Here is a 26,196-nt window from a genome sequence, read left to right on the forward strand (position 1 = left end):
CGGGTGGCAGGGTGAGGCCATGCGGGGGTACGACGGCGTGCTCGTGGAGGAGCGCCTGCGGGAGCTGGCCGGGCACCTGCGTGGGCCGGCCAGGTTGAAGACCGACCTGCTCACCGAGGCGCGGCACGCGCTGCTGGACGCCGCCGAGGCGTACCGGGAGGACGGCCTGCCGACCACGGAGGCCGAGCGGCGCGCGGTGGCCGAGTTCGGCAGCAACGCCCAGCTCGCGCCGGCTTACCAGGCCGAGCTGACGGCCGGGGCGCTGCGCGGGCTGGCGCTGCGGGCGCTGGCGGTGGCGGTGGCGTTGATGGCCGGCGGCGATCTGACCTGGCGGGGCGCCCACTGGCGGGGCGGTCCGCCGCCCGAGGGCTACCGGCTGCTGTCCGCCTCGCTGAACGGGATCTGGGGCCTGGTCGCCGGGCTGGCGCTGGCCGGGCTGCTGCTGGGTTTCCTCGCCGCGCGGTACGGGTCGCCCCGGTTGCCCCGCCTGGGGCGCGCGGTGGGCTTCGGCCTGACCGGCGCGCTGGGCCTGGGCGCGCTCGCCGGCAGCGCTCTGCTCGCCTGGTCGATCGGCCTCTGGGAGGCGGCGCTCACCTGGCCGCCGATGATCTTCGGGACGGTGCTGGTGAGCGTGGCCTGGTTCGCGCTGGCGCGGGCCGCCCGCTGCTGGCTGCTGACCACCCGGTGACACGCCGCCGGTGAGCCGCCGTCCGAGGTCAGGCAGGTGCGGTCGGCGGTTGGTCGGCGCCGAGGAACCGGCCCACGGTCGCGCTGAACTCGCGCCAGCCGGCCCGCTCGCCGGCCAGCGCGCGCCCGCCGGCCTCGGTGAGCTGGTAGGTCCGTCGTTCCCGGCCGTTGACGGTGCTCCACGAGCTGGCGACGTAGCCCGCCCGTTCCAGTCGGCGCAGCGCCGGGTAGATGGTGCCCGTGGGCAGGTCCAGCGTGCCGTCGCTCCGCGCCCGGAGCGCCTCGATGATCGCGTACCCGTGGAGTTCGCCCTGCTCCAGGACCGCCAGCAGCAGCGCGTCCAGATGTCCGTGCAGCGCCTGGGCCTTCATAAGTAGCAACGCTACTTGTCCGCCCGCCGGGACGCCACCGGGGTGCGGTCCCGGCCTCGCCGGGTCGCCCACTAGGGTATGTGCGCAGAGTCACTCGGCGACCGAAGGTGTCGCCGGGTGGGCAAACCCGAAAGCACACGGAGGTCAGCGTGGCCCGCCAGTCGCCCCAACGGCCCGACGCCGACGAGCCCGAGCTCGATGAGAACACCGCGTCGTCGGCAGCAGACGAGGTCGACATCGACCGCCCGGCCGCCGACCGCGCGCTCTGGGACGAGCTGCGGATCGACCCGGTGGAGATCGCCCTGCCCGCCGGCACCGGCTTCACCCTGCGCGCGTACCGGCCGGCGCGGGAGTTGACCCCGACCGACGTCGCCGAGCGCGACGAGGACGACCCCTTCCTGGCCCGCCGCCAGGTCGTCGAGGCCGAGGACGCGGACGAGGAGGTGGTGATCCTCGACGAGGAGTTCGCCGCCCTGTCCGCGGAGAAGGACGAGGACGAGGAGCGGCCCGCGGGGCGCCGGCGCGGCGCCGCCGAGGAGGCGGAGGAGCTGGCCGAGGCCGACGAGGACGAGGACGAGGAGGCCGCGGGTGACGAGGAGGTGCCGATCTTCCTCAGCCACCGCGGCCGGCTGCTGCTGTTCAAGACGCCGGAGTCGCTGGTCAGCTTCGTCCGTTCCGGTGCGCCCAACGACCTGTCTCAACTGGACAGCTGGAGTGAACTGTCCGAACGGGTGGAACCGGCCGACATCGCCCCGCTGGACGAGGACACCTACGAGCTCGACCTGGTGGTGGAGAACCTCCGCGGCGGGCACGACACGTGGGACCCGACGCTCCTGATCGAGGCCGGCGAGGTCGCCCGTGACCTTGCGTACGCGCTGCGGCTACCGGCGGTGCTGGACATGCTCTCCGCGGGTTCCAGCCTGGACGACCTGGACGAGGCGCTGCGGGCCTCTGTCAACGGCGGAATCGGTGCATTTCTGGGCCGGCGGCGCCTCAAGAAAATCGGGGCACAAACCGCAAGTTTGGGTTGGCGCACCATTGTCGGCAAGATCTCTGCTGTCGTGGACTGGCGCGACTGACCCGTAGCGGGGAGCATCAGTCTCTGGCAGAAGTAACGACCTGTGTCCCGGGAGGAGGACGACGCCGTGGCGCTCGTGCGCGTGTACTGCGGTCTGGCCTCGGCGGATCCGGCCGACCGACCGGCTTCGGCCGGTTCGGCGCTGACGTCCGCTGTGGTCGACGACGCAGGCCGTCTGCTGCATGTCTGCGAGATCAGCGACGACCCGGCGGGCTACGCCCAGCTGGTCGCGCTGCTCGTGGAGCGGTCGGGCGGGCCGAGCGGTGCGGCCATCGCCGCCGACAGCGACGACCACACGGTCACCTCGCTGCTCAGCGCCGCGGGTCGTCCCCTGGCGATCGCCGACGACGACTCGGTGGACGACTTCGCCGAGCGCTTCGCCGACGACGACTCCCTGGAGGAGATGAACTCGCCGGCGGCCGAGCGTCGCGCCGTCGGGCTGGCCCGGGCGCTGCAGGCCGGCGCGCTCTCCGCGGTCACCCTGCCCGCACCCCGTGACCTGGCCAACTACAAGCAGGTCCTCGCCGCGCACGCCGCCCTGGCCAACGGGCGGCACTCCGCCGCGGTAGCGCTGCGCGAGGTGCTGCGGGAGCTCTACCCGGCCGCCCTGCGGGCCTACCCGGACCCGGCCGAGCCGGTCTCGCTGGCGGTCCTCGACGCGCTGCCGGAGCCGGGCATGCTCGCCGGCACCGTCACCCGGGGCCGCGAGGTCTCGGTCGCCGCGGACGCCGTCGCCGCGCACCTCGCCGCCGAGGGCGTCGCGAGCGCCGGCCAGATCAACGACGCGATCACCGCCCTGCGGGTCGCCATCTCCGAGACGCCCCGCCGGGCCACGGTCAACCGGGTGCTCACCTCGGCCGTCGCGGAGACCGTGCGGCAGGCGGTCGCCTCCGTCCGGGCCTGCGACGCCGGCTGCGAGGCCCTCGTCAGCGCCCTCGGCGCCCGGGTCACCACGCCCGCCCCGGTTCCCGGCCGGCGGGCCGCCGCCCGTCGTGGCGAGCAGGTCGGCGAGCTCGCCGGTCTGACCGGCACCACCGCGACCGGCCTGCGGACGATCCGGCCCGCGGAGCCCGAGCCGGTGGGCCGCCGCAGCCGTCCCGAGCCGCTCACCGGCGGCGCGGCGCCGCTGCCGCCCCGGCCGCTCGGCCCGCCGCCGGTCGCCCCGGCCCCGGTCACGCCGCCGCCGGTCGCCCCGGCGCCGGTCATCCCGGCCGCCGCCAGCGGCACGCCGATCTCCGCACCGCCCTCGCGCCGGGAACCGGTCCCGCCGATGCCGCACCGGGTGGACGCGCCGACCAACCGTCCGGTCTCCGCGCCGCCCCCGCCGCCCCCGGGCATCACCCCGATCGCCCCGGCGCAGCGCGGCAACATTCCGCCGGCCGAGGCCGGCGAGCCGTTCCGGCCCACGCTGACCACCGCGGCGATCAACAGCGCCCGCGCCGAACGGCAGCGGACGATCATCCCGCCGCGCCCCAAGACCACCCCCGAGCCGGCGCCGCCCACCGGCGGCTTCAGCGCGACCGACCTGACCATCCCGGTGCCGACCCCCCGTCCCGGCCAGGAGTCCGCCCCGCCGGGGTCCCGGGCCAACTGGCCGCTGGTCAACAACGGCGACGACCTCGCCGACGGCCCCGCCGACGCGCCGTCCGGCTACCCCTACGGCGACCGGGGCGGACGGAAGGTCGACGCGCCGACCGACCCGGGCAAGGGTCGAGTCACCCCGCCCTGGCTCGCCGACGACCTGCCCCAGGAGCCCCCGATGCTGCGGCTGGTCGAGCCGCCACCGCTGGCCGACCGGGCGCTGCGGGACGGCCAGAACCCGCGGACCGATCCCGGTCTGGAGGCTCCGCCGTTGCGGTTGGTCGAGCGGGCCGCGGCGGACCGCGGCGGCCGGCCCGGACCCCGTGCCGATCTTCCCGAGCCGCTGGAGCGGCGGCCCGAGCCGCTGGAGCACCGGCCCCCGCCGGTCTCCGACGAGGGCGACGGCGACCTGCTCATCTTCGCCCAGGCGAAGTCCGCCTGGTTCGTCGGCCACGCCGAAGAGTCCGAGTTGGACTGGTCGACCACCGCGGACACCGGCTGGCAGGCCGCCGAGCAGGCGGCCCGCCCGGCCGTGGGCGACGAGACGTCGGCGGGCCTGCCGAAGCGGGTCCCCAAGGCCAACCTGGTCCCCGGCTCGCCGCTGCGCGAGGAGCGTCCACTGCGGATCGTCCGGAACGCGGCGAGCCTCGCCGAGAACACCACCGGTTACTTCCGTGGCTGGCGGCGCGGCCAGGAGATCGGCGGGTTCGCGGTCGGCGGTCGCCCCGGCCGGGAGTCGGCCGGCGGCTGGGACTTCAGCCGCGACACCGGCGACCGGGACGACGACCGGGAGTACGAGTACCGCTCCGCCGGCTACCGGTCCTGACCGGGCGCCGACCGCCCGCCACCTGCGTGTTCCTGCCCACACCCGGATAATTTGACGCCGGGTCGGGGCGGCCGGAGGAATACCGGCGAAACTGCCGGCGGCGGGTGTCGCCGGGTGGGAAGGCGACTCCAATGGCGACACCGGCAATCGACTCCTCCGTGCTGACCCGTCGAGGCGTCCTCGCCGCGGCGGCGGGCACGCTGCTGCTCAGCGCCTGCGGTGCCGGCCGGGCCGCAGGATCAGGCCAGCACCGGCAGCAGCGCGGCTGCAGCTGCTCGCCACGGCGGCCCGGTTGGCCAGCAGCGTCGACCGGGACGGCTGCGCGCGTATCTGCAGACCGAGGTGACCGAGGGCATCGCCGGCGGGTACGCCTTCGCGCCGATCCGGCACGGCGGCATGGAGCGGGACTCCCTCGGCGTCTACGTGGTCACCCAGGGCACCTGGACGCCGTACGCCTGACGGCTGGCGGCCCGCTCTCCGGTGGACGGCGGGCCGCCACCCCGGACAGCGAGCAGCGCCCGGTGACGGCCGAGGCTGTCACCGGGCGCGTCCTGACGCCGGTCAGGCGGGCGCGACCGCCCGCGAGCGACGCATGGTCAGCACATACTCGACCAGCGAGATCAGCACGTGCTTGGTCGACTCCCGGTTCCGGGCGTCACAGGCCACCACGGGCACGTCGCTGGAGATGGCCAGCGCGTCCCGGACGTCCTGCGGGTCGTGGTACTGCATGCCGTCGAAGCAGTTGATGGCCACCAGGTACGGCAGCCGCCGGTGCTCGAAGAAGTCGATGGCGGCGAAGCAGTCGGCCAGCCGGCGGGTGTCCACCAGCACCACGGCGCCGATGGCGCCGCGGACCAGTTCGTCCCACATGAACCAGAACCGCGTCTGACCCGGCGTACCGAACAGGTACAGGATCAGGTCCCGGTCGATCGAGATACGACCGAAGTCCATCGCCACCGTGGTCGTCGTCTTGCCCGGCACCTGCCGGGTGTCGTCGACGCCCACGCCGGCGGAAGTCATGATCGCCTCGGTGGTCAGCGGCGTGATCTCCGAGACCGAGCCGACCAGCGTCGTCTTGCCGACGCCGAATCCACCGGCGATAACGATCTTCGCCGACGTCACGCGCCCGCTCGGGGTCGGCGGCCGGTGCGACATGTCAGAGCCTGCGAAGTCCACTCAGCACCCTCTCCAGCAGTTCAGTGCCCACCGCGTCGTCAGAGTCGTCCAAAATGGTCGGCTCGTGGACCGCGACCAGGCCGTCCGTCGCCATGTCGGCGATGAGCACCCGGGCCACGCCGAGCGGAAGCTGCAGCCGCGCCGCGATCTCGGCGAGCGACTGCACACGTCCGTCACACAGCGCGGCGATGTACTGGTGCTCACGACCCTGGCCGCCATTCCCACTGGCAGCGGCCCGGCCGCGCACCGTCGTCTCGACGAGCGCCTCCAGCGCGATCTCGAGTCGGGGACGGGTACGACCGCGGGTCACGGCGTATGGACGGACCAACGCTCCGGTCGGTTCGTCACGATCGGCCATGTCGCCGCTCACCTCCTTCGCACCCGGCACCGGCTCTCGCCCGGTGGTTCCCGTCGTTGTTTTCGTGTAGTTCCTGCCGTGCCGACCCGCCGGTCAGCTCGGTCAGCCCATCATTCCGACAGCCGTACGCGGCTGCGGGGTCAACGCGTCGCCCACCCGGTCGACGAGCAGGGCCATCTCGTAGCCGACCTGCCCGACGTCGCAGCTGCGCGCCGCCAGGACGGCGAACGATGAGCCGTCCGAGATGGACATCAGGAAGAGAAAGCCGTTGTCCATCTCCACGACGGTCTGCAGGACCGCCCCGCCCTCGAAGCAGCGAGCGGCGCCCTGGGTCAGGCTGACCAGTCCGGACGAGATCGCGGCGAGCTGGTCCGCCCGGTCCCGCGGAAGGTCACGAGACGACGCGAGGAGCAGGCCGTCGGCGGAGACGGCGACCGCGTGCGCGACACCGGGCACCCGGTCGGCGAAGTTGGCCAGCAGCCATCCGAGATCCTGCGTAGTTGTCATCCTTGTTGCTCCTTCTGCCCGCTCCCGGCCACCGGCCCAGAGCCAGACTGCGAGGACTGCTGCCCGCCCGGGGTCGCCTCCGGGCCGGTCGAGTTGCTGTCGGTCGGGTTGTGACGCCCCCGCTGCACGCCCCGATGGTAGGCCGAGAGCAGACCGCGTACGCCTTCCGGCGTCCGGCGCTGCACCGAGGTCGATGGCTTCTCCACCCCACCCGGGACGAGCTGCGCCATTGGCGTCCGCTTGGGCAGCCCCTTCTGGGTGGTCTCCTCCACCGGTACCTCGATGGCCGCCGAGGCGGCCCGCCAGCCGTCGTCGGCCGCGGTCTGCCAGCCACCGGGCGGCGGCTGCGGCCGCCGGTTCGGCAGCGCCTCGGCAGGGCCGGGGCGGACGCCGCCGTTGGTGCCCGTCCCGTTGTCGCGCGGCGCTCCACCGGCCGTCGGAGTGTGTGCCATCGGTGCGTTACCTGTCGTCCCGGGTGGTGTCTGCCGGCCGGCCCGACCGGCGGCGTCGACCTTGGCGAACTGCTGGGTCGCGGCGCCGGGCGCAGGGGCGGCGGCCTCCTCCGGCCCGGGCCGGCGGGTGCGGAACCACGCCGACTCGAGCTCCCGGAAGATCGGCAGCTCCATCGTCTCGTCGGCGTACCGCTGGCGGTTCCCGGCCTGCTGCGGCGTCGTCGGCCGGTTGGCGGCCGGCGGCCGGTTGGCGCCCGGGGGCATGGCGGCCGGCGGAGCGGCCTCCGGGCGCTGCACCCGGGGCAGCTCGGTGGTCATGTCCAGGGCGGCGGCGAGCCGCTCCGGAACCGGCGGGGTGGCCGCGTCCCGGTCGGGCGCGGCGACCGGCGGCCAGGCCGGCGGCGCGCCGGCGGTCGGCGGAGCCTGCGGCGGCAGCTGACCCTGGGCGGGCGGCGCGGAGTACGGCCGACCCTGAGCAGGCGGCGCCGAGAACGGCTGACCCTGAGCAGGCGGCGCGGAGAACGGCTGGCCCGGGGCGGGCGCGGCCGACACCGGCTGACCGGAGTACGGCTGGCCCGAGTACGGCTGGCTGGAGACCGGGTGGCCGGACACCGGCGATGCCGACATCGGGACGCCGGAGATCGGCGGCAGCGGCGGGGCGGAGACCGGCGGCGGGTTGTACGGACGTGTCTCCGGGCTGCTGGGCAGCTGCCGCGGGATCGCCGGCTGCTGCCCGGTGCCGGACGGGTCACCGTCACCGGCGTTGCGGCGCTGCGGCAGTGGGTCGATCGGCTGCCCGTTGGAGGTCCGCGGCGCGAACGAGTCGCTGCCGTTGATCCCGCTGGCGCCGGTGAGATCCGACCAGGCGGGCATCGAGCGCATGCCGCCGGGCGTGGCCGGGGCGCCGGAGCCGTTGCGCGGGGCCGGGTCGAACGGGCGACCGCCAAGGGTCACCTGGTTGCCCGTCTCACCCGGGCGCGGGGCCGGTGGCGTGGCCGGGCCGTTGCTCAGGGCCGCCAGAGCGCCGAAGGCGGGGGCCGGGCCGACCGGCTGGGGGCCGCCGAAGGCCGGCGCCGGACCGGCGGCCGCGGGGAGCGCCGCGGGCTGCTGGCCCCGCCCGGAGAGGGCGCGCGGCACCAGGACCGAGGTGGGCAGCGTGACGTCGGCGACCGTGCCCCGGTCGGCGCCGGGCCGCAGCTCGGCCTTGACGCCGTGCCGGGAGGCCAGCCGGGCGACCACGACCAGACCCATCATCCGGGAGACGGCCACGTCCACCTGCGGCGGCGTGGCGAGCCGCTCGTTGAGGTCACGCAGCTGCTCGCCGCTGATGCCGATGCCCCGGTCCTCGACGTAGAGGGAGGCGCGGTCACCCACCCGCCGGGCCTCCACCATGACCTGCGAGTCCGGCGGAGAGAAGGCGGTGGCGTTGTCGAACAGCTCGGCGACCAGGTGCACCAGGTCGTTGACCGCGTGCGCGGCGACCTCGATGTCCCGGTCGATCACGCCGAACTCGATCCGGGTGTAGTGCTCGACCTCGGACTGCGCGGCGCGGAGCACGTCGATCAGGGCGGCCGGCTCGCGCTGCACGCGGGTCGAGTCGGCGCCGGCGAGGACCAGCAGGTTCTCGTCGTTGCGGCGCATCCGGGTGGCGAGGTGGTCGAGCTGGAACAGCTCGGCCAGCCGGTCCGGGTCTTCCTCGCCGCGCTCCAGCCGGTCCAGGTGACCGATCAGCCGGTCGACCAGGATCTGTGAACGGCGGGCCAGGTTGACGAACATCGTCGCGACGGAGGCGCGCAGCGCGGCCTGCTCGGCGGCGGTGCGGACGGCCTCCAGGTGGACGGCGTTGAACGCCTCGGTCACCTGGCCGAACTCGTCCTTGCTCCGGACCGGCAGCGGCTCGGCGATCTGGTTGGCCAGCTGCACCGGGGTGAGCTGCCCGGTGACCTGCGGGTCGCGCAGCCGGGCCACCGCCTGCGGCAGGCCGTACTGGGCCACCGAGAGGGCGCCCTGCCGCAGGTCGCGCAGCGACCTGGCCATCGAACGGGCGACCAGGTACGCGAAGAGGATCGCCAGCAGCAGCACGCTCAGCAGCAGGCCGGTCTCCAGGAAGACCTGGCGCTGCACGTCCGACCGCAGCTTGTCGGCCTGCTTGACCACGTCGCCGTCGAGCTTCGACTCGACGGTACGGATCAGCTTGGCGTTGCCGACCACCGCGGAGTCCCACTCCTTCGGACCGAAGGAGAGGGTAGACAGGTCACCGGTCTCGTTGCTGGCGATCTGGCCCTGGTAGGAGAGCACCTCGCGCAGGTCGCCCCCGGCGACGGTCTGCTGGTAGAACTCGGCCTCGGAGCGGTTGGCGATGGCGGAGAAGGCCTCCTGCGCCTGCCCTCCGGCGGTGACGCTGGCGATGTAGTCCTGGCGCAGGCTCGGGCTGAGCCGTTTGAGGTCAAGTGCGCGGTGCACCACCACCCGGCGCTCGGAGAGGAACTCCTTGGTGCGGGCGATGGCGGCGGCGGCGCGCATCCGGTCGCTCAGGTCGCTGTCGCCGGCGAGCTGGGTGCTCGAGTCGCGGATCGCCAGCAGGTCGCTGATCAGGCCCTCGTACTCCCTGATCGCCTGGCTGGTCACCATCTTGCCGTTGATGACCTGACTGCGGGTGCCGGGCAGGTCGGTGAGGTTCTGGTCGATCCCGTCAAGGAGGTTATCCAGCGTGGCGGGCAGGTCGTTCAGCTTGGCGCGCTGCTGCGAGTACTGATCCTTGGCGTGGTCGACCTTCGTGTTCACCTGGTCGTACGCCGCGGTGTACGGCGTCTTGGCCTGGGCGGTGTCGGCACTCAGCAGCAGCACGGCGGCGGTCCGCTCGTCCTGCAGGGTGTCGATCAGCTCACCCGAGTAGCCGATCAGGTTGGCCAGGTCGCCGGTCCGGTTGGCATTGTTGAGCGTCTGCAGATGGTCGACCAGACCAGTGGTGCCGACCACGACCGTGGCGATGGTCGGCACGATCATGATCAGACCGAGCTTGGACCAGATCGGCATGTCGCGGAGCCGGCTGGCCGGCCGGCGCAGACGCGACAGGAAGGAGCCCGCCGTCTTCGGCCGTTTGCTCACGTCACCGCCCTCGCATCACAGCGTTCGTGCGTCGCCAGGGGCAACGCCGAGCGACCGACCCGGCGGGTCGGACCTCCGAGATTCCATCACGCCGCCTCGCAAAGAGAAAGCCCAGGTTGTCCCTCGCCGGAGGTGTGATGAGATGTTGATGCAATTTGCTAGCAATCCGTCTGGCCGGAGTCACTCAAAGTAATGGAAAATCGTCACCGTGTCGTCCTGCTCGCCGGCCCTTCCGGCTCCGGAAAGTCCTATATAGCGCAGCGAACCGGACTTCCTGTCCTGTGTCTGGACGACTTCTACAAGGACGGCGATGACCCCACGTTGCCGCGTCGAAACGGACAGGTCGACTGGGAGTCTCCCGGGTCCTGGGATGCCGAGACGGCGGTGGAAACAATCGCCCGGCTGGCCCGGCACGGCAAGGCCGAAGTGCCGGTTTATGCGATCGGCGCGGACCGGAGGGTGGCCACTCGGCCATTCGACGTCGCCGGATCGCCACTTTTCGTCGCCGAAGGGATCTTCGCGGCCGAGATCGTCGAGGAGTGCCGCCGCCGCGGCCTCCTGGCCGGGGCGTACGCGCTGCACCGGCCGCGCGGGGCGACCTTCCTCCGCCGGCTCGCCCGCGACCTGGCCGAGCAGCGCAAGGCGCCACGGGTGCTGCTGAGCCGCGGGGTGGCCCTGCTCCGCGCCGAGCCGGCCGTGCTGCGCCGGCAGACCGGGTTGGGCGCCGAGGCGGCCCGGCCCGGGAGGTACTGCGCCGGGTGGCCGCCCTGCTCGCCGGCCACCCGCACCGGCACCCGTGATCAGCCGATCAGCTTCCCGTACGCCGGCTTGATCACCTCGTCGATGATCTTCAGTCGCTCGTCGAACGGGATGAACGCGCTCTTCATCGCGTTGATGGTGAACCACTGGAGCTCCTTCCAGCCGTAGCCGAAGGCCTCCACCAGCAGCGCCATCTCCCGAGACATCGAGGTACCACTCATCAGCCGGTTGTCGGTGTTGACCGTCACCCGGAAGCGCAGATCCCGGAGCAGTCCGATCGGGTGCTCCACGATCGACGGGGCGGCGCCGGTCTGCACGTTCGACGACGGGCACAGCTCCAGCGGGATCCGCTTGTCCCGCACGTACGCGGCCAGCCGGCCGAGCACCGGCTCCGGGCCCGGGACGATGTCGTCGACGATCCGCACCCCGTGACCGAGCCGGTCGGCGCCGCACCACTGGATCGCCTGCCAGATCGAGGGCAGCCCGAACGCCTCGCCGGCGTGGATGGTGAAGTGGAAGTTCTCCCGCTGGAGGTACTCGAAGGCGTCCAGGTGGCGGGTGGGCGGGAAGCCCGCCTCCGCGCCGGCGATGTCGAAGCCGACCACGCCGGCGTCCCGGTGCCGAACGGCCAGTTCGGCGATCTCCTGGGAGCGGGCGGCGTGCCGCATCGCGGTGAGCAGGGTGCCGACCCGGATCGGGGTGCCGGCGTGGGCGGCCTGCGCGCTCCCCTCCACGAACCCGGCGACGACCGCCTCGACCACCTCGTCCAGGGTGAGGTTCTGTTCCAGGTGCTGCTCCGGGGCGAACCGGACCTCGGCGTAGACGACCCCGTCGGCGGCCAGGTCGAGCGCGCACTCCCGGGCGACCCGGCGCAGCGCGGGCGCGGTCTGCATCACCGCCACGGTGTGCGCGAACGTCTCCAGGTAGCGCTCCAGCGAACCCGAGTTCGCCGCCTCGGCGAACCAGCGGCCGAGCGCCACCGGGTCGGTGGTGGGCAGCTCGTGGCCGACCTCGGCGGCCAGCTCGACGATCGTCGCGGGCCGCAGACCGCCGTCCAGGTGATCGTGCAGCAGCGCCTTCGGGACCTTGACGATGTCCTCGTACCGGATTGCGACCATGCTCAGACATTAGTCATCGGTGCCCGCGGGACGAGACCGGACCGGGCCGGGCGGGTCAGGGGCGCCAGCCGTACACCCGCTCCACCGCGAGGCGGACCACCAGCCGGCCGTCGGCCACTATCGCCGCCCGGTACTCCGCCCAGTCGGGGTGCTCGCCGCGGATCCGCCGGTAGACCTCGACCAGCTCCTCGACGGTGGCGTCGTCGGCCGCCGCGGCCGGCGGGGTGAGCGTCACCGTCCCCTCGGCCACCGCGTACGCCCCGCCGTCGGCGGTCGTCACGTGGAAGCTGGCCCGGGGGTCGCGGCGCAGGTTGCGGACCTTGGCCCGGTCGCCGGTGGTGGAGCAGCGGATCAGCCCCGGCTCGGCGAGGTAGTCGACGTTCGACAGCTGCGGCCGGCCGTCCCGACGCAGGGTGACCACCACCCCGCGCCCCCGCTCGCCGAACAGCTCCCACAGCCGGGCGCTCACGCCGCCACCCGCAGCGGCGCGAGGGCGGCGGCCAGCCGGGCCAACTGGTCGAGCATCAGGTCGGCGGCCTCGTCGCGCCCCGGGTCGGGCCGCAGCTCGCCGCCGGAGTCCAGCGCCTGCCGCAGGAAGACGGTCACCGCCTCGTTGACCGGCACCATGTTCAGCGTGGTCACCACCTGCTTGATCATCTGCACGGCGCGCAGCCCGCCGGAGGTCATGCCGTAGCTGACGAAGCCGACCGGCTTGTGCCGCCACTCTTGGTAGAGGTAGTCGATCGCGTTCTTCAGCGGCGCGCTGAAGCCGTAGTTGTACTCCGGCATCACGAGGACGAAGGCGTCCGCCGCGGCGGTCGTCGCGCTCCACTCCAGGGTGTGCCGGTGCAGGTAGTTCCCCTCCGAGGGGTGGTGCGGCTCGTCGTGGAAGGGCAGCCCGAGCTCGGCGAGGTCGACCAGGCGTACGTCGTCGAAGCCGCCGTGCCGGACGGCGGCCGCGGTGAACCAGTCACCGATCCGCCGGCCCACCCGGCCGGGGCGGGTGCTGGCGACGATCACGTTCAGGCGGGACATGGCGGGGTCACTCCTGTCGGGGCGGGTCGGCCGGGGGCCGGCACGGCGAGTCGGGGGATGAGGAACTGGGCGAGCGGTCCGATGCTCAGCGCGTAGAGCACGGTGCCGACGCCGACGGTGCCGCCGAGCAGCCAGCCGACGGCGAGCACGCTCAGCTCGATCAGGGTGCGGACGCGGCCGATCGGCAGGCCGCGGGCGGCCAGGCCGGTCATCAGCCCGTCGCGGGGGCCGGGGCCGAGCCGGGCGCCGAGGTAGAGGGCGGTGGCGACCCCGTTGAGCAGGACGCCGAGGAGCAGCAGGCCGACCCGGACCGGGAGCGCGTGCACCGGCGGGAGCACCGCCAGCACCGCGTCGAGCGCCACCCCGACCAGCGCGACGTTGACCACGGTGCCCACGCCGGGGCGCTGGCGCAGCGGCAGCCAGAGCAGCAGGACCACCAGCGCCACGCCGTTGACCACCCAGCCCAGCGGCAGGCCGGACCGGGTGGCCAGGCCCTGGTGCAGCACGTCCCAGGACGACAGGCCGAGGTCCGCGCGGACCATCAGCGCGATGCTGGCGCCGAAGAGGGCCAGGCCGAGCAGGAGGCGGACCAGCCGTACGGGCAATCTGGTTGACATGTCATCGACCGTAGGATGGTTTCGATGACATGTCAACAACTGGGCTAGGATAGTCGGCATGGATGCCCCACGGTGGCTGGACGAGCGGGAGGAGCGGGCCTGGCGCGGCTACCGCCGGATGCGCCGCCTGCTCGACCTGGAGCTGGCCCGCGAGCTGACCCAGGACGCCGGGCTCTCCGAGCCGGACTACGACGTCCTCTCCGACCTGTCCGAGACGCCCGACCAGCGGCTGCGCCTCAGCGAGCTGGCCGACCGGATGCTCTGGTCCCGCAGCCGGCTCTCCCACCATCTGACCCGGATGCAGCAGCGCGGCCTCGTCACCCGCGAGGAGTGCGCGTCCGACGGCCGCGGCTCGGTGGTCGCGCTGACCCCCGCCGGCCGGCGGGCCATCGAGGCGGCGGCCCCCGGACACGTGGCCGCCGTCCGGCGACACCTGATCGACCTGCTCACCCCCGACGAGGTCGAGGCGCTCGGCGCGCTGACCCACCGGGTGGTGGACCACCTCGCCGGGCACGCCACCCCGACCACCAGCCCGCCGGAGGCCTGACGTGGACGAACGCATCCTCGACCGGCTGCGCTGCCCGGTCTGCGGCGATCCCCTGGCGGAGGTCACCGCGGGCACCGCCCGCGCGCTGCGCTGCCCGCGCCGGCACAGCTTCGACCTCGCCCGGCAGGGGTACGTCAACCTGCTCGCCGGTCGTGCCCCGCACGCCGGGGACAGCGCCGAGATGATCGCCGCCCGCGCCGACTTCCTCGCCGCCGGCCACTACGACACCATCGCCGCCGCCCTCGCCACCACGGCCACCGAGATCGCGTACGGCGACCGGACGGGCAGGACGGCGTACCCCCTGGTGGTGGATGCCGGCGCGGGGACCGGACGCTACCTCGCGGCGGTGCTGGCGGCGCTGCCGGACGCCGTCGGCCTGGCCCTGGACGTCTCCAAGCCGGCGCTGCGCCGCGCGGCCCGGGCCCACCCGCGGGCGGCGGCGGCGCTCGCCGACACCTGGCAGCGGCTGCCGCTGGCCGACGCCTCCACCACCGTGCTGCTGAACGTCTTCGCCCCGCGCAACGGCGCGGAGTTCCACCGGGTGCTCGACCCGGCGGGCGCGCTGCTGGTGGTCACCCCGGCCGAGGAGCACCTGGTCGAGCTCGTCGACGCCCTGGACCTGCTGAAGGTGGACCCGGCCAAGGCGGACCGGGTCGCCGGCAGCCTGGCCGGGCACTTCACCGAGGCGTCGACCGAGGTGCGCCGGGCCCGGCTCGCGCTCACCCGCACGGAGGTGGCCACCCTGGTCGGAATGGGCCCGAGCGCCTGGCACACCGACCCGGCCCGGCTCGCCGAGCGGATCGCCGCCCTGCCCGAGCCGGTGCCGGTGACGCTCGCTGTCCGGCTGGGCGTGCACCGGCCGCGCTGACCTGGTCAGGTGGAGAGGTCGACCTCTTCCCAGCCGGGCGGCTCGTCGTGGTACGGGCCGCGGAGCATCACCGCCCACTCCAGCGCCCACCGGCGCTGCCCGATCGCGTTCCCGTCGACCAGCCCGGGCAGCGGTCGGCCGGCCCGCTCCGTCTCCAGGTACGCCCAGTCCAGGCAGTAGTGCAGGTCGAGCAGGGCCGCCGCGTCGGCGGGATGCTGCGGAGCGGCCAGGATCCGGGACCGCCACTGGGCGAAGGTCTCCCCACCGCCGACGTGCGGCATCCGCTCCACCAGCCGCTCGTCCACCGGCACCGTCGGGTCGAGCACCTTGGTCAGCCCGAGCACCCAGGCCAGCGAGAAGAGCGCGTCGTGATGCAGCACGAACGACCGGTGGTCGCCCTTGCCGCCCATCACGAACTGCCACTCCGGCGGCGTCACCATGTCCACCAGGTGCGAGCCGAGCAGCCAGCTCATCGCCGCCTGCGGGGGCATCCCGAAGCACCTGGCCAGGATCAGGTGCAGCACCGCGATCCGGGCCTCGATCTCGACGGTGGGTCGCAGCTCGATCTCGTCGCCCGGCTCCCACACCAGCGGGAACTGGGACGGCGGAAGTGGCAGGCCCAGCCGGGACAGCTCGTCGAGGCTCGCCTCACGGACGGCCCGGGGATCGGGGGCGGGTACGCGCACGGCTCAGGTCCCTGTCTGCTCGCATCGGCTCATCGCCGGTCTGTCCCCCCTGGGCAGGGAGGATAGCGGCTCCCGATGATCAGCACCACGGCACCTCATGACCGGAATTGATCAGCTGATGCGCTCGATGACCAGCGGCGTCGCCGCCGGCGCGTCCGGCGCGATCCGGACCGCGCGCTCCGCCTCGGCCAGCGCCGCCGGGATCCGCTCCGCGTGCTCGGCCCGCAGCTCGTAGAGGGGGTCGCCGACGCGTACCGGGTCACCGGGGCGCTTGTGCAGGACCACCCCGGCCGGGATGCTCACCGGGTCCTCCTTGCGGGCCCGCCCGGCGCCGAGCCGCCACGCGGCCACCCCGATGGCGTACGCGTCGACGGAGGCGACGAAGCCGTCCTCGGCGGCCCGGACCACCTCGACCTCGTTGGCGCTCGGCATCGGAGCGTCCGGGTCGCCGCCCTGCGCCCGGATCATCGTCCGCCAGACGTCCATCGCGCGGCCGTCGCGCAGCGCCGCCTCCGGGTCGGCGTCCGGCAGGCCGGCCGCGGCCAGCATCTCCCGGGCCAGGGCCAGGGTCAGCTCCACCACGTCCGCCGGACCACCGCCGGCCAGCACCTCGACCGACTCGGTCACCTCGACCGCGTTGCCGACGGTCAGGCCGAGCGGGGTGGACATGTCGGTGAGCAGGGCGACCGTCTTCACGCCCTGCGCGCCGCCCAGCTCCACCATGGTCCGGGCCAGCTCGCGGGCGTCGTCCACGGACTTCATGAACGCGCCCGAGCCGACCTTCACGTCGAGCACCAGCGCGCCGGTGCCCTCGGCGATCTTCTTGCTCATGATCGAGCTGGCGATCAGCGGGATCGCCTCGACGGTGCCGGTGACGTCGCGCAGCGCGTACAGCTTGCGGTCCGCCGGGGCCAGCCCCTCGCCGGCGGCGCAGATCACCGCGCCGACGTCGCGGAGCTGCGCGATGAACTCGTCGTTGGTCAGCGCGGCCCGCCAGCCGGGGATCGACTCCAGCTTGTCCAGGGTGCCGCCGGTGTGGCCCAGCCCGCGCCCGGACAGCTGCGGCACCGCGCCGCCGCAGGCGGCGACCAGCGGGGTGAGCGGCAGGGTGATCTTGTCACCGACGCCGCCGGTGGAGTGCTTGTCCGCGGTCGGCCGGGACACCGAGGAGAGGTCCAGCCGCTCCCCGCTGGCGATCATCGCGGCGGTCCACCGGGCGATCTCCGGCGCGGTCATGCCGCGCAGCAGGATCGCCATGGCCAGCGCCGACATCTGCTCGTCGGCCACCAGTCCCTTGGTGTACGCGTCGACCACCCAGTCGATCTGCCCGTCGCTCAGCACCCCCCCGTCCCGCTTGGCCCGGATGACATCGACTGCTGTAAAAGCACTCATTAGATGATCTTCCCTCGTCGTCATTGCGGATACCGACCCGCGGCCCGCTACCACCGAGGGATTGGGCCCACCGCGCCCGGCGGAGGGATCAAGCCTGACCGCCCGGAGCCGGGCACGGTGGGCCCGATCCCCAAAGCTCAGCCACCCCAGCGGATCGGTATCTCCATCGGCGGCTCACCCTCACCGGCCCAGAAGATCGCGCCCGAAGCGTCCACCACCACCACCCGCGGCGTACGGGCCAGCCCCCAGGTGACCGCCTCCGCCGGATCGTCCCAGCTCGGCCCCTCCTCCAGCACGCCGGTCTCGGCGCCCTCGGTGTCCCCGGCGGACCGCTCCCAGTACGCCGTCCAGACCTGCTGCCCGGCGGAGAGGTCCGGGTGGACGAAGACGCTGCCCCGCCCCCGCCAGGCGGCCAGCCGCTCCGGCACCACCGGCAGCGGGGTCTCGCCGACGACGGACTCCAGGTCCTCCACGCCGAAGGCGTGTGGCAGCAGCTCGGCCATCCGCAGCGGCCGGCCCTTCGTCTCGACCAGGCACTCCGGGCCGCCGTTCTCCCACAGCAGCTGCCGGCACCGGCCGCAGGGCATCAGCGGCTCACCGTTGGCGTCGACGCAGGACATGGCGACCAGCCGGCCACCGCCGGTGGCGTGCAGCGAGGTGACCACCCCGCACTCGGCGCAGAGGGTGACGCCGTACGCGGCGTTCTCCACGTTGCAGCCGACCACCACCCGGCCGTCGTCGACCAGGGCGGCCGCCCCGACGGGGAACTTCGAGTACGGCGCGTACGCGTGCCGCATCGCCTCCGTGGCCGCGGCCCGCAGCCGCTCCCAGTCGATCTCCACGTGCTTACCCCCGTCAGCCCTTGATGTACGGCTTGCCGTCCGCGGCCGGCGCCCGGACCCGGCCGACCAGCCCGGCCACCGCCAGGATCGTCGCCAGGTACGGCAGCATCGCCAGGAACTGGCTGGGGATGCTGCTGCCGATCGCGCCGAGGTAGGTGGCGAGCTGGTCGGCGAAGCCGAAGAAGAGCGCCGCGAGCAGCGCGCCGGTCGGGCTCCACCGGCCGAAGATCAGCGCGGCCAGGGCGATGAAGCCCTTACCGCCGATCATGTTCTTGGTGAAGGAGTAGAGCGCGAGCGTGTACGAGGCGCCGCCGACGCCGGCGACCAGCCCGGCCATGAGCACGTTGCGGTAGCGCAGGCGCAGCACCTTCACGCCGACCGTGTCGGCAGCCGTCGGGTGCTCGCCGACCGAGCGGGTCCGCAGGCCCCACCGGGTCCGGAACAGCGCCAGGTGGATGACCAGCACCAGCAGCAGGCCGAGGTAGAGGAAGATGTTGCCGCGGAACAGCGCCGGACCGATCAGCGGGATGTCCTTGAGCAGCGGGATCTCCCAGTTGCTGAACCGGGGCGCGCTGTTGTACTTCGTCGCGTCGGTCTGCATCAGCCGCTCGTACAGGAAGCCGGTGATGCCGACCGCCAGCAGGTTGAGCACGATGCCCAAGACCACCTGGTCGACCAGGTAGCGGATGGCGAAGACGGCGAGCAGCAGCGAGATGAACGCGCCGCCGATCGCGGCGGCGACCAGCCCGACCCAGACGTTGCCGGAGATGCTGCCGAAGAGCGCGCCGGAGAAGGCCCCCATCAGCAGCTGGCCCTCGATCGCCACGTTCACCACGCCGGTCCGCTCGCAGAGCACCCCGGCGAGCGCGCCGAAGATCAGCGGCAGGGCCAGGATGAACGTGCCGCGGACGACATTCACCAGCGGCATGAAGTTGCGGCCCGCAGGGGCGGCGGAGACCTGCCAGCACAGGAAGCTCAGCACGAAGGCGACCAGCCCGACCCCGAGCACCAGGGTGAACCAGCGCTTCGGCACCCCGGCGAGCAGGGCGGCGCCGGCCGCGGCGGCGATGACCCCGAACAGGATCGCGCCGACCGTGCCGTTGATCCCCAGGGCGGCGCCGCCCTCGGTCTCGCTGAGCGTGAACCGGGCCTGCTGGTCGGTGGCGAGCGCGCCGAACAGCGCCGCCGCGAGCACGCCCAGCGCCAGCAGGACGGCCCCGGTCTTGCGGGCGCGCGTCCAGAAGCCCTCGTCGACCGTGGTCACCGCGACCTCGGGGACAGCGGTGGTGGACATGCTCACCAGCCCTTCGCGAGGCTCGTCTGCAGCCGGGCCGCGCGGGCCGCCCGGAGCTGGAAGATCGCCTTCACCAGGGCCGGCGCGGCGATGAAGATGACGATCAGCGCCTGGAGCACGGTTACCAGCTCCAGCGAGATCCCGGAGTACGACTGCATCCGGTTGCCGCCGGCCTGGAGCGCGCCGAACAGCAGCGCGGCCAGCAGCACGCCCCACGGCTTCACCCGGCCGAGCAGCGCGACCAGGATGCCGTCGAAGCCGATCTGCGCGATCACCAGCGGGGTCAACGCGTCCGCGGTCGAGCCGAGCACCATGTTCGACCCGCCGAGGCCGGCCAGCAGACCCGAGATCACCATGACCAGCACATACGTCTTGGTGACGCTGATGCCGGCGGTCCGGGCGGCGTCCGGGTTGTCGCCGACCGCGCGCAGCTCGAAGCCGATCGTCGAGCGGTTCAGCAGCCAGGCGATGAACCAGGTGACCAGCACCGCGAGCAGGATGCCGGAGTGCACCCGCAGGTTGTCGCCGAGCAGCCGGGGCAGCTGCGCCGAGGACTCGACCGGCTTGCTGATCGCGTCCGACCGGTTCGGGTTCTGCACCCCGTTCTGGACGATGATCCAGGACAGGAAGTAGACCGCGACGTAGTTGAGCATGATCGTGGTGATCACCTCGTGGGCGCCGGTCCGCGCCTTGAGGATGCCCGGGATGAAGCCCCAGAGCGCGCCGCCGGCCGCGCCGGCGATCAGCGCGACGAGCAGGTGCAGCACCGGCGGCAGCGGCAGCGCGAAGCCGGCAACCGCGGCGAGGATGACGCCGATGGTCGCCTGGCCCTGAGAGCCGATGTTGAACAGGCCGCCGCGGAAGGCGAGCGCGACCGAAAGGCCGGTGAAGGCCAGCGGCGCGGTGTACGTGAGCGTCTCCGAGATCGGGCTCAGCGCGGCGGTGAAGCCGGACGCCTGCGGGTCGAAGATCGCGCCCTTGAACAGGTTCGCGTACGCCTCGCTGACCGCGGTCCAGCTGGAGTTGAGGGCGTCGGCCGGGCGGGCGGTGATGTAGCTGTAGGTGGCCAGCACCTCCGGGTCGGAGACGATGATCAGCACCGCGCCGACGAGCAGCGCCAGGCCCACCGCGAGCACCGTGACGGTGACCGTGTTGGCGGCCCAGAGGTTGTCCAGGAACAGCCTGCCCAGCGTGGGACGGGGGCGCTCCTCGGGCCGCTTCGGGGCGGTGGCGGTCGTGGCCGCGCGGTCGGTGTTGCCGACCGCGTTCTGCGCCGCCTGGGACTCGGTCGCCGGCTCCTTGTCGGGGGAGCCCGACACCGGGTTCGGGTTGGTCATGCCTCGTCCTCGCTACCAGGGCCCTCGGGGGCCGGCGCCGCCGTGGCCGTCCCGGCCTCGGCCGTCTCCGGGGTGATGCCGGCCATCAGCAGGCCGATCTCCTCGCGCGGGGTGTCCGGGCCGACGATGCCGATGATCCGGCCCCGGTACATCACCGCGATCCGGTCGGCGAGGCCGACCACCTCGTCCAGCTCGCTGGAGACGACCATGACCGCGGTGCCGATGTCCCGCTCCCGGATCACCCGGGAGTGGATGAACTCGATCGAGCCGACGTCGACGCCCCGGGTGGGCTGGGTGGCGATGAAGAGCTTCAGCGGCCGGGACAGCTCCCGGGCCACGATCACCTTCTGCTGGTTGCCGCCGGAGAGGGTGCCCACCGGCGCGTCCGCCGACGAGGTACGGATGTCGAACTGCTCGATCCGCTCCTTGGCCGACTTCGCGATGGCGTCCGGCTTGAGCGACAGCCCCTTGCCGAACGGCGGCCGGTCGTAGATGTCCAGCACCAGGTTCTCCGCGACGGAGAACTCCTTGACCAGGCCGTCGACGCTGCGATCCTCCGGCACGTAGCCGACCCCGGCGCGCAGCACCTTCTTGGTCGGCCAGCCGTGCACGGCCTCGCCGTCGAGGGTCACCGTGCCGGCGAGCGTCGGCCGCAGGCCCATGATCGCCTCGATCAGCTCGGTCTGGCCGTTGCCCTGGACGCCCGCGACGCCGAGCACCTCGCCGGCGTGCACGGTCAGGTCGACGCCGTCGACCGCGCGGATCTGCCGGTCGTCGTCGACGACCAGGCCGGCGACCTCCAGGATCGGCCGGCCCGGGGTGGCCGGCTGCTTCTCCACGGTCAGTCGGACGCTTCGGCCGACCATCAGCGCGGCCAGCTCGTCCCGGCTGGCGGTCGGCGAGGCGGTGCCGACCGTCTTTCCGCGCCGGATCACGGTGATCCGGTCGGCGATGGCCTTGACCTCGCCCAGCTTGTGGGTGATGAAGACGATCGACTTGCCGGCGGCCTTGAGCGACCGCATGACCGCGAGCAGTTCCTCGGTCTCCTGCGGGGTGAGCACAGCGGTCGGCTCGTCCAGGATCAGCAGGTCGACGTCGCGGGTGAGCGCCTTGACGATCTCCACCCGCTGCTGGATGCCGACCGGCAGGTCCTCGATCACCGCGTCCGGGTCGACCCGGAGGTTGTACCGCTCGGAGACCTCGGCGACCTCCCGCCGGGCCCGCCGGCGGTCGAGGAAGCCGGCGAAGGCCCCCTTGACCTGTTCCGCGCCGAGCATGACGTTCTCCGCCACGGTGAAGACCGGCACCAGCATGAAGTGCTGGTGCACCATGCCGATCCCGGCCGCGATGGCGTCCGATGGTCCCCTCAGCTTCAGCGGCTTCCCGTCGACCAGGATCTCGCCCTCGTCGGGCTGGTAGAGCCCGTAGAGCACGTTCATCAGGGTCGACTTGCCGGCGCCGTTCTCGCCGAGCAGGGCGTGGATCTCTCCAGGCTCCACCGTCAGGTCGATGTGGTCGTTGGCGACCAGATCACCGAACCGCTTGGTGATGCCGCGCAGTTCGAGTCTCAGCGCAACCTCCTGGAGTGCGAGCGATGGTGCAGCGTAGCGGCTGCCGCGCCGGGTGCCGAGCCGGCCCGGCCCCGGGGTGGAGCGGATCGGCCGCCCCGGCGGCGCGGGTGTCCCCGCGTACGCCGAGGCGGCCGGATCGTGATGCCTGGTGCCCGCCGGCCTCCGCTGCCGATGATCTCACCGCGGCGGCCGGCGGACAGGTCACTTGGTCGGCTGGGCCTTCGAGGTGACCGTGATGGTGCCGGCGGCGATGTCCGCCTTGATCTTGTCGACCTCGGCCTTGAGGTCCGCCGGGACCTTGCTGTCGAAGTCGTGGTACGGGGCGATCGAGACGCCGTTGTTGGCCAGGGTGCCGACGAAGCCCGGCTTGGCCTGGAGCTTCTCACCACCGGCGGCCTTGAGCACGGCCTCCTTGACGGCGTCCGGGATGTTCTTGACGACCGTGGTCACCAGCGCCGGGCAGTTCGGGGTGCTCTCGCAACCGTCGACGTCCACCCAGATCACCGAGTACTTGCCGCCCGAGGCCTGGGCGGCGGCGGTGGTGCCGAGGCCCGAGCCGCCGGCGACCGGCATGATGATGTCCGCGCCCTGGGCGACCAGCGCGTCGGAGACCTTCTTGCCCTCGTCCTGCTTGACGAAGTCGTTGGTGAAGGAACCCTTCTGGGTCGCCTTGTCCCAGCCGAGGACCTGGACGTTCTTGCCCTTGGCCTTGTTGTAGTACGCCACGCCGTCGGCGAAGCCGTCCATGAAGATGGTCACCGGCGGGATCGGCAGACCGCCGTAGGTGCCGACCTTGCCGGACTTGCTCATCCCGGCGGCCAGGTAGCCGGCCTGGAACGCGGCCTGCGCGGTGTCGAACTGCATCGGGTAGACGTTGTCGACGCCCGGGTTGGAGTCGACGATGCCGAACTGCTGGTTCGGGTTCGCGGTCGCGGCCTTCTTGGTCGCGTCCGACATCAGGCCGCCGACGGCCAGGATGAAGTCGCACTTCTGGTTGACGAACCCGGTCAGGTTGACCTCGTAGTCCGCCTCGGCCTTCGACTGGACGTTCTTGATGTCGATGTTGTCGTTGGCCTTCTTGGCCTCCTGCAGACCCTTCCAGGCCGAGGTGTTGAACGACTTGTCGTCGATGCCGCCGACGTCGGTCACCATGCAGGCGCTGTACTTCTTGGCGCCGTTGCCACCGGCGTTGTCGTCCTTCTTGGGGGCCTCACCACACGCGGCGGCGCCCAGCACGAGCCCACCCGCCACGAAGGCGGAGGCGATCCGCATCCCACGCACAGAGCGCAAGACGTCTCCTTCCCATTGCACACCGCGTTCCCAGCGGTGGCAGCCCTTGAGCCGGCCTGCGCTTGCCGCCGGCGTCCCACGTTACGGACGGGAGCGTACGCCCGCGCCCACCCACCGGCCGACAATCGTGCACGAACGTTGAGTGCCCGTTATCCGTACGTAACCGTCGGGTGGGGCAGATCACCATTCGTGCCGCTACCGTCCGGGAGCGAATGCCGCGAACGTCCGTTTCCCGTGGCCTTTCCCCTACCCCCGACGCTACCGCCAGAACACCGCCACCGCCGCGTTGACCAGGGTCAAGCCGATGATCGCGAGGAAGTGGCCACGGTTGACCGACTCCCGCTTACGGGAAAAGAAGACCATGACAAAGATCAGCAGCGCGAGCACCAACTTGGTAACAAGTTTGGCGGGTGCCGGCTCGTCGCCGTCACGCAGCGGGGCGGCGAGGCCCAGGCCGGTCAGCAGACCGATCACCGAGCCCCACAGCATGGCGGCGTTGATCCGCAGCCGGCCGCTGACGTACTGGGCGATCGAGCCGCCGAGCAGCAGCGCGAACCCGATCAGATGGACGTAGAGAAGTACCAGCCGAAGAGCTTCCACGACGGGCATCCTCCCCCATCAACGACGGTTTGTAGTAGGCGGCCCGCCGAGCCGATCTCATACCGTGACCTCGGCCGCCCGCCCGCCCGGGGCCGTCGCACCGGCCGACCGGTGCCGGCCGACCGGTGCCGGCCGACCGACACCAGGGCGAGGCCGGCGGCCATTGCGAAGAGTCCGTTGCCCCCGCCTCCCGCCACCAGGAGCCGTCGAGCAGGGGTCAGGTCAGGCGCCAGACCTGGAAGGTGGGGCCCTCGGCGGGCAGCAGCACCGCGCCGTCGGCGTCCGGGCGCAGGGCGGGCGCGCCGCCGTGGACGTTCTCCCCGGCCGGCAGGCCGGCCAGCCGGACCGGGGCACCCGCCGCGCGGCGGGCCAGCACCAGCACCGAGCCGGTGGGCGCCTCCCGCAGGAAGACCAGGGTGTCCGCGTCGGCGTGCACCCAGCGCAGGCCGCCCTGGCGCAGCGCCGGCTCGGCGCGCCGCAGCGCCAGCAACGACCGGTACGCGGCGAAGGTCCGCCGGTCCCAGCTCTCCGGCCGGTGCCACGGCATCGGGGTACGCGAACCCTCCCCGTTGGTGCCGGTCAGCCCCAGCTCGTCACCGGCGAAGATCACCGGGGTGCCCGGCATGGTGGCCAGCAGGCCGGCGGCGACCTCCTGCCGGGCGGCGTCGCCGACCACCGTCCGGATCCGGGCCGAGTCGTGCGAGCCGAGCAGTTGCCACGAGTGGACGTACGACCGCCAGGAGATCAGCGACCGGTAGGTGTTCATGGTGGCCAGCACCGCGCCCGCGTCCCGCCGGGCCACCCCGCCGGGAGTGCCGAGGAAGTTCGGGACCGGGGCGTCACCAAGCCGCAGCCAGGACCAGACCGGGTCGGTGAAGCCGACGTAGTTCATCGTGCCGTGCCAGCCGTCGCGGTCCAGGTCACCGGTGTGGTCGTGGCCGTGCTCGGCGAGCAGCAGCCCGTCGGGCCGGGTGTCCGCGACCACCTCGCGCAGCAGCCGCGCCACCTCGTGGGTGTACGCGTCCGCGCGCCGGCGGCCGGTCATGTTGGCGACGTCCACCCGCCAGCCGTCCAGCCCGTACGGCGGACGCAGCCAGCGGCGCAGCAGCGAGTCCCCGGCGGTGGCGAAGCGGCGGCGCAGCTCGGCGCTGCCCCAGTTCAGCTTCGGCAGCGACTTGACCCCGTTCCAGGACTCGTAGTCGCCGGTGGCCTCGTCGAAGTAGTAGAGCTCCCGCTCGGGCGCGCGCACGTCCGCGGCGGCGCTGGTGAACCACTCGTGCGCGTCGCCGGTGTGGTTGCTGGTGATGTCGCCGAGCAGCCGCCAGCCCCGGGCGCGTACCGCGTCCGCGAGCCGGGCCAGCGCGGCGTCGCCGCCGAGCAGCGGGTCGACGGCGTCGAAGCTCGCCGCGTCGTACCGGTGGTTGGAGCGGGCCGGGAAGATCGGAGTGAGGTAGAGGGTGTTCACGCCGAGCCGGTCGAGGTGGTCCAGCCGCTCGGTGATGCCGTCCAGGTCGCCGCCGTAGAACTGGTGCGGCGTCTCCGGCCCGCGCCCGATGACGGGGGTGTCCCAGTCGCACGGGATCGCCCAGTCGGGCGCGGTCCGGGTGTCGGCGGCGGCGGAGCGGGCGAACCGGTCGGGGAAGATCTGGTAGATCACCGCATCCCGGGCCCAGGCCGGCGGCGGGGCGTAGCTGACCAGCTTGAAGTCGCCGTTGTCGGGCACGTCGTGGTCGACCAGCCCGGCCGCGTTCAGCCAGCGGTAGCCCCTGCTGCCGGCGAGCAGGAACCGGTAGTTGCTGACCGGGTTGCGGACCTCGACGTCGGCCCGCCACCACACCTCGCCGCCCTCGGTGCGGTCGACGGTGGCCTCGGCGAAGCGCGGCTCGCCGTCGCCGGTGGTCCGGGCGCGCACCTGGCGTACGTCGGCGCCCTCGGGGACCCGGACGAACACCGGCACGGTCTGCCCGAGCGCGGGCTCCTGCTCGGGTACGTAGCTGGCGGATCCGTCGTGGTGCGGCTGCAGCGACATGGTGAGACCTTTCGCGTCGGTCGGACGGGGAGAGGAAGGGGTCGCCCGCCGCGGCCGTTCTCCCGGC

The 26,196-nt window shown here is 73.0% G+C and carries 23 protein-coding genes; 5 read left to right on the forward strand and 18 right to left on the reverse strand.

What is annotated here, in order from left to right; all coding sequences use genetic code 11:
• The first annotated feature begins 19 nt into the window (after window positions 1–19).
• Window positions 20–688, forward strand: coding sequence for a permease prefix domain 1-containing protein (locus GA0070613_RS05105; RefSeq protein ID WP_089011237.1), 669 nt, complete (start codon window positions 20–22; stop codon window positions 686–688).
• Between the two features lie 28 nt (window positions 689–716).
• Here the strand turns inward: GA0070613_RS05105 and GA0070613_RS05110 are convergent, their stop codons facing one another.
• Window positions 717–1,058, reverse strand: a complete 342-nt coding sequence (locus tag GA0070613_RS05110; RefSeq protein ID WP_089011238.1) for a PadR family transcriptional regulator — start codon at window positions 1,056–1,058, stop codon at window positions 717–719.
• Window positions 1,059–1,165: 107 nt separating this feature from the next.
• Between GA0070613_RS05110 and GA0070613_RS05115 the strand changes: the two genes are divergently transcribed.
• Complete coding sequence (locus tag GA0070613_RS05115; RefSeq protein WP_172875955.1) at window positions 1,166–2,137, forward strand: DNA primase; 972 nt, start codon at window positions 1,166–1,168, stop codon at window positions 2,135–2,137.
• A gap of 42 nt (window positions 2,138–2,179) precedes the next feature.
• On the forward strand, window positions 2,180–4,543 hold the full coding sequence (locus GA0070613_RS05120; protein ID WP_089011240.1) for a transposase: 2,364 nt from the start codon (window positions 2,180–2,182) through the stop codon (window positions 4,541–4,543).
• Between the two features lie 561 nt (window positions 4,544–5,104).
• Here GA0070613_RS05120 and GA0070613_RS05125 read toward each other — a convergent pair.
• The 8 genes from GA0070613_RS05125 to yczE form a co-directional block, all read right to left on the reverse strand.
• Window positions 5,105–5,698: a GTP-binding protein gene (locus tag GA0070613_RS05125; RefSeq protein ID WP_089011241.1), complete on the reverse strand. Its 594-nt coding sequence runs from the start codon at window positions 5,696–5,698 to the stop codon at window positions 5,105–5,107.
• A 1-nt stretch (window position 5,699) separates the two neighbouring features.
• On the reverse strand, window positions 5,700–6,077 hold the full coding sequence (locus GA0070613_RS05130; protein ID WP_089015762.1) for a DUF742 domain-containing protein: 378 nt from the start codon (window positions 6,075–6,077) through the stop codon (window positions 5,700–5,702).
• Window positions 6,078–6,179: 102 nt separating this feature from the next.
• Window positions 6,180–6,584 (reverse strand): roadblock/LC7 domain-containing protein, encoded by a 405-nt coding sequence (locus tag GA0070613_RS05135; protein ID WP_089011242.1) that lies wholly within the window; start codon window positions 6,582–6,584, stop codon window positions 6,180–6,182.
• On the reverse strand, window positions 6,581–10,144 hold the full coding sequence (locus tag GA0070613_RS05140; protein WP_089011243.1) for a sensor histidine kinase: 3,564 nt from the start codon (window positions 10,142–10,144) through the stop codon (window positions 6,581–6,583). The genes GA0070613_RS05135 and GA0070613_RS05140 overlap by 4 nt, the downstream gene beginning before the upstream one ends.
• Window positions 10,145–10,944: 800 nt before the next feature.
• Window positions 10,945–12,021, reverse strand: a complete 1,077-nt coding sequence (locus GA0070613_RS05150; RefSeq protein ID WP_089011244.1) for an adenosine deaminase — start codon at window positions 12,019–12,021, stop codon at window positions 10,945–10,947.
• Window positions 12,022–12,076: 55 nt separating this feature from the next.
• Entirely contained in the window at window positions 12,077–12,490 is a 414-nt protein-coding gene (locus GA0070613_RS05155) for a PPOX class F420-dependent oxidoreductase (RefSeq protein WP_089011245.1), read from the reverse strand.
• Window positions 12,487–13,056, reverse strand: a complete 570-nt coding sequence (locus GA0070613_RS05160) for an NADPH-dependent FMN reductase (protein WP_089011246.1) — start codon at window positions 13,054–13,056, stop codon at window positions 12,487–12,489. Before GA0070613_RS05160 ends, GA0070613_RS05155 begins: the two co-directional genes overlap by 4 nt.
• Window positions 13,044–13,673, reverse strand: coding sequence for a membrane protein YczE (gene yczE, locus GA0070613_RS05165; protein ID WP_089011247.1), 630 nt, complete (start codon window positions 13,671–13,673; stop codon window positions 13,044–13,046). The genes GA0070613_RS05160 and yczE overlap by 13 nt, the downstream gene beginning before the upstream one ends.
• Before the next feature lie 58 nt (window positions 13,674–13,731).
• Between yczE and GA0070613_RS05170 the strand changes: the two genes are divergently transcribed.
• Both GA0070613_RS05170 and GA0070613_RS05175 read left to right on the forward strand, forming a co-directional pair.
• The gene (locus GA0070613_RS05170) at window positions 13,732–14,220 is read left to right on the forward strand and encodes a MarR family winged helix-turn-helix transcriptional regulator (RefSeq protein WP_089011248.1); all 489 of its coding nucleotides are present in this window, start codon (window positions 13,732–13,734) and stop codon (window positions 14,218–14,220) included.
• A gap of 1 nt (window position 14,221) precedes the next feature.
• Window positions 14,222–15,088 (forward strand): putative RNA methyltransferase, encoded by an 867-nt coding sequence (locus GA0070613_RS05175; RefSeq protein ID WP_089011249.1) that lies wholly within the window; start codon window positions 14,222–14,224, stop codon window positions 15,086–15,088.
• A 5-nt stretch (window positions 15,089–15,093) separates the two neighbouring features.
• On the opposite strand, the gene GA0070613_RS05180 is transcribed toward GA0070613_RS05175, so the two are convergent.
• The 9 genes from GA0070613_RS05180 to GA0070613_RS05220 form a co-directional block, all read right to left on the reverse strand.
• Complete coding sequence (locus GA0070613_RS05180; RefSeq protein WP_089011250.1) at window positions 15,094–15,774, reverse strand: DUF4272 domain-containing protein; 681 nt, start codon at window positions 15,772–15,774, stop codon at window positions 15,094–15,096.
• 111 nt (window positions 15,775–15,885) lie between these two features.
• The gene (locus tag GA0070613_RS05185) at window positions 15,886–17,166 is read right to left on the reverse strand and encodes a thymidine phosphorylase (protein WP_089011251.1); all 1,281 of its coding nucleotides are present in this window, start codon (window positions 17,164–17,166) and stop codon (window positions 15,886–15,888) included.
• 137 nt (window positions 17,167–17,303) lie between these two features.
• Complete coding sequence (locus GA0070613_RS05190) at window positions 17,304–18,008, reverse strand: cytidine deaminase (protein WP_089011252.1); 705 nt, start codon at window positions 18,006–18,008, stop codon at window positions 17,304–17,306.
• A gap of 13 nt (window positions 18,009–18,021) precedes the next feature.
• A complete protein-coding gene (locus GA0070613_RS05195; RefSeq protein ID WP_089011253.1) occupies window positions 18,022–19,302 on the reverse strand; it encodes an ABC transporter permease in 1,281 nt (426 codons plus the stop codon).
• 2 nt (window positions 19,303–19,304) lie between these two features.
• Window positions 19,305–20,639, reverse strand: a complete 1,335-nt coding sequence (locus GA0070613_RS05200) for an ABC transporter permease (RefSeq protein ID WP_089011254.1) — start codon at window positions 20,637–20,639, stop codon at window positions 19,305–19,307.
• A complete protein-coding gene (locus GA0070613_RS05205) occupies window positions 20,636–22,210 on the reverse strand; it encodes an ABC transporter ATP-binding protein (RefSeq protein ID WP_172875956.1) in 1,575 nt (524 codons plus the stop codon). The genes GA0070613_RS05200 and GA0070613_RS05205 overlap by 4 nt, the downstream gene beginning before the upstream one ends.
• Window positions 22,211–22,411: 201 nt before the next feature.
• Window positions 22,412–23,482: a BMP family lipoprotein gene (locus GA0070613_RS05210; RefSeq protein WP_089011256.1), complete on the reverse strand. Its 1,071-nt coding sequence runs from the start codon at window positions 23,480–23,482 to the stop codon at window positions 22,412–22,414.
• Window positions 23,483–23,758: 276 nt separating this feature from the next.
• Window positions 23,759–24,100: a hypothetical protein gene (locus tag GA0070613_RS05215; RefSeq protein WP_089011257.1), complete on the reverse strand. Its 342-nt coding sequence runs from the start codon at window positions 24,098–24,100 to the stop codon at window positions 23,759–23,761.
• 217 nt (window positions 24,101–24,317) lie between these two features.
• The gene (locus GA0070613_RS05220; RefSeq protein ID WP_089011258.1) at window positions 24,318–26,129 is read right to left on the reverse strand and encodes a glycoside hydrolase family 13 protein; all 1,812 of its coding nucleotides are present in this window, start codon (window positions 26,127–26,129) and stop codon (window positions 24,318–24,320) included.
• Window positions 26,130–26,196 lie beyond the last annotated feature (67 nt).

Origin of the sequence: Micromonospora inositola (assembly GCF_900090285.1) — a bacterium.
Taxonomy (GTDB): domain Bacteria; phylum Actinomycetota; class Actinomycetes; order Mycobacteriales; family Micromonosporaceae; genus Micromonospora; species Micromonospora inositola.

What these genes read in the sequence shown, in the direction of transcription:
- GA0070613_RS05160 (WP_089011246.1), bottom strand. Translation starts at nt 13,056, where the DNA reads ATGTCCCGCCTGAACGTGATCGTCGCCAGCACCCGCCCCGGCCGGGTG.
- GA0070613_RS05220 (WP_089011258.1), bottom strand. Translation starts at nt 26,129, where the DNA reads ATGTCGCTGCAGCCGCACCACGACGGATCCGCCAGCTACGTACCCGAG.
- GA0070613_RS05125 (WP_089011241.1), bottom strand. Translation starts at nt 5,698, where the DNA reads ATGTCGCACCGGCCGCCGACCCCGAGCGGGCGCGTGACGTCGGCGAAG.
- GA0070613_RS05195 (WP_089011253.1), bottom strand. Translation starts at nt 19,302, where the DNA reads ATGTCCACCACCGCTGTCCCCGAGGTCGCGGTGACCACGGTCGACGAG.
- GA0070613_RS05185 (WP_089011251.1), bottom strand. Translation starts at nt 17,166, where the DNA reads ATGAGTGCTTTTACAGCAGTCGATGTCATCCGGGCCAAGCGGGACGGG.
- GA0070613_RS05135 (WP_089011242.1), bottom strand. Translation starts at nt 6,584, where the DNA reads ATGACAACTACGCAGGATCTCGGATGGCTGCTGGCCAACTTCGCCGAC.
- GA0070613_RS05200 (WP_089011254.1), bottom strand. Translation starts at nt 20,639, where the DNA reads ATGACCAACCCGAACCCGGTGTCGGGCTCCCCCGACAAGGAGCCGGCG.
- GA0070613_RS05130 (WP_089015762.1), bottom strand. Translation starts at nt 6,077, where the DNA reads ATGGCCGATCGTGACGAACCGACCGGAGCGTTGGTCCGTCCATACGCC.
- yczE (WP_089011247.1), bottom strand. Translation starts at nt 13,673, where the DNA reads ATGTCAACCAGATTGCCCGTACGGCTGGTCCGCCTCCTGCTCGGCCTG.
- GA0070613_RS05110 (WP_089011238.1), bottom strand. Translation starts at nt 1,058, where the DNA reads ATGAAGGCCCAGGCGCTGCACGGACATCTGGACGCGCTGCTGCTGGCG.
- GA0070613_RS05105 (WP_089011237.1), top strand. Translation starts at nt 20, where the DNA reads ATGCGGGGGTACGACGGCGTGCTCGTGGAGGAGCGCCTGCGGGAGCTG.
- GA0070613_RS05170 (WP_089011248.1), top strand. Translation starts at nt 13,732, where the DNA reads ATGGATGCCCCACGGTGGCTGGACGAGCGGGAGGAGCGGGCCTGGCGC.
- GA0070613_RS05210 (WP_089011256.1), bottom strand. Translation starts at nt 23,482, where the DNA reads ATGCGGATCGCCTCCGCCTTCGTGGCGGGTGGGCTCGTGCTGGGCGCC.
- GA0070613_RS05150 (WP_089011244.1), bottom strand. Translation starts at nt 12,021, where the DNA reads ATGGTCGCAATCCGGTACGAGGACATCGTCAAGGTCCCGAAGGCGCTG.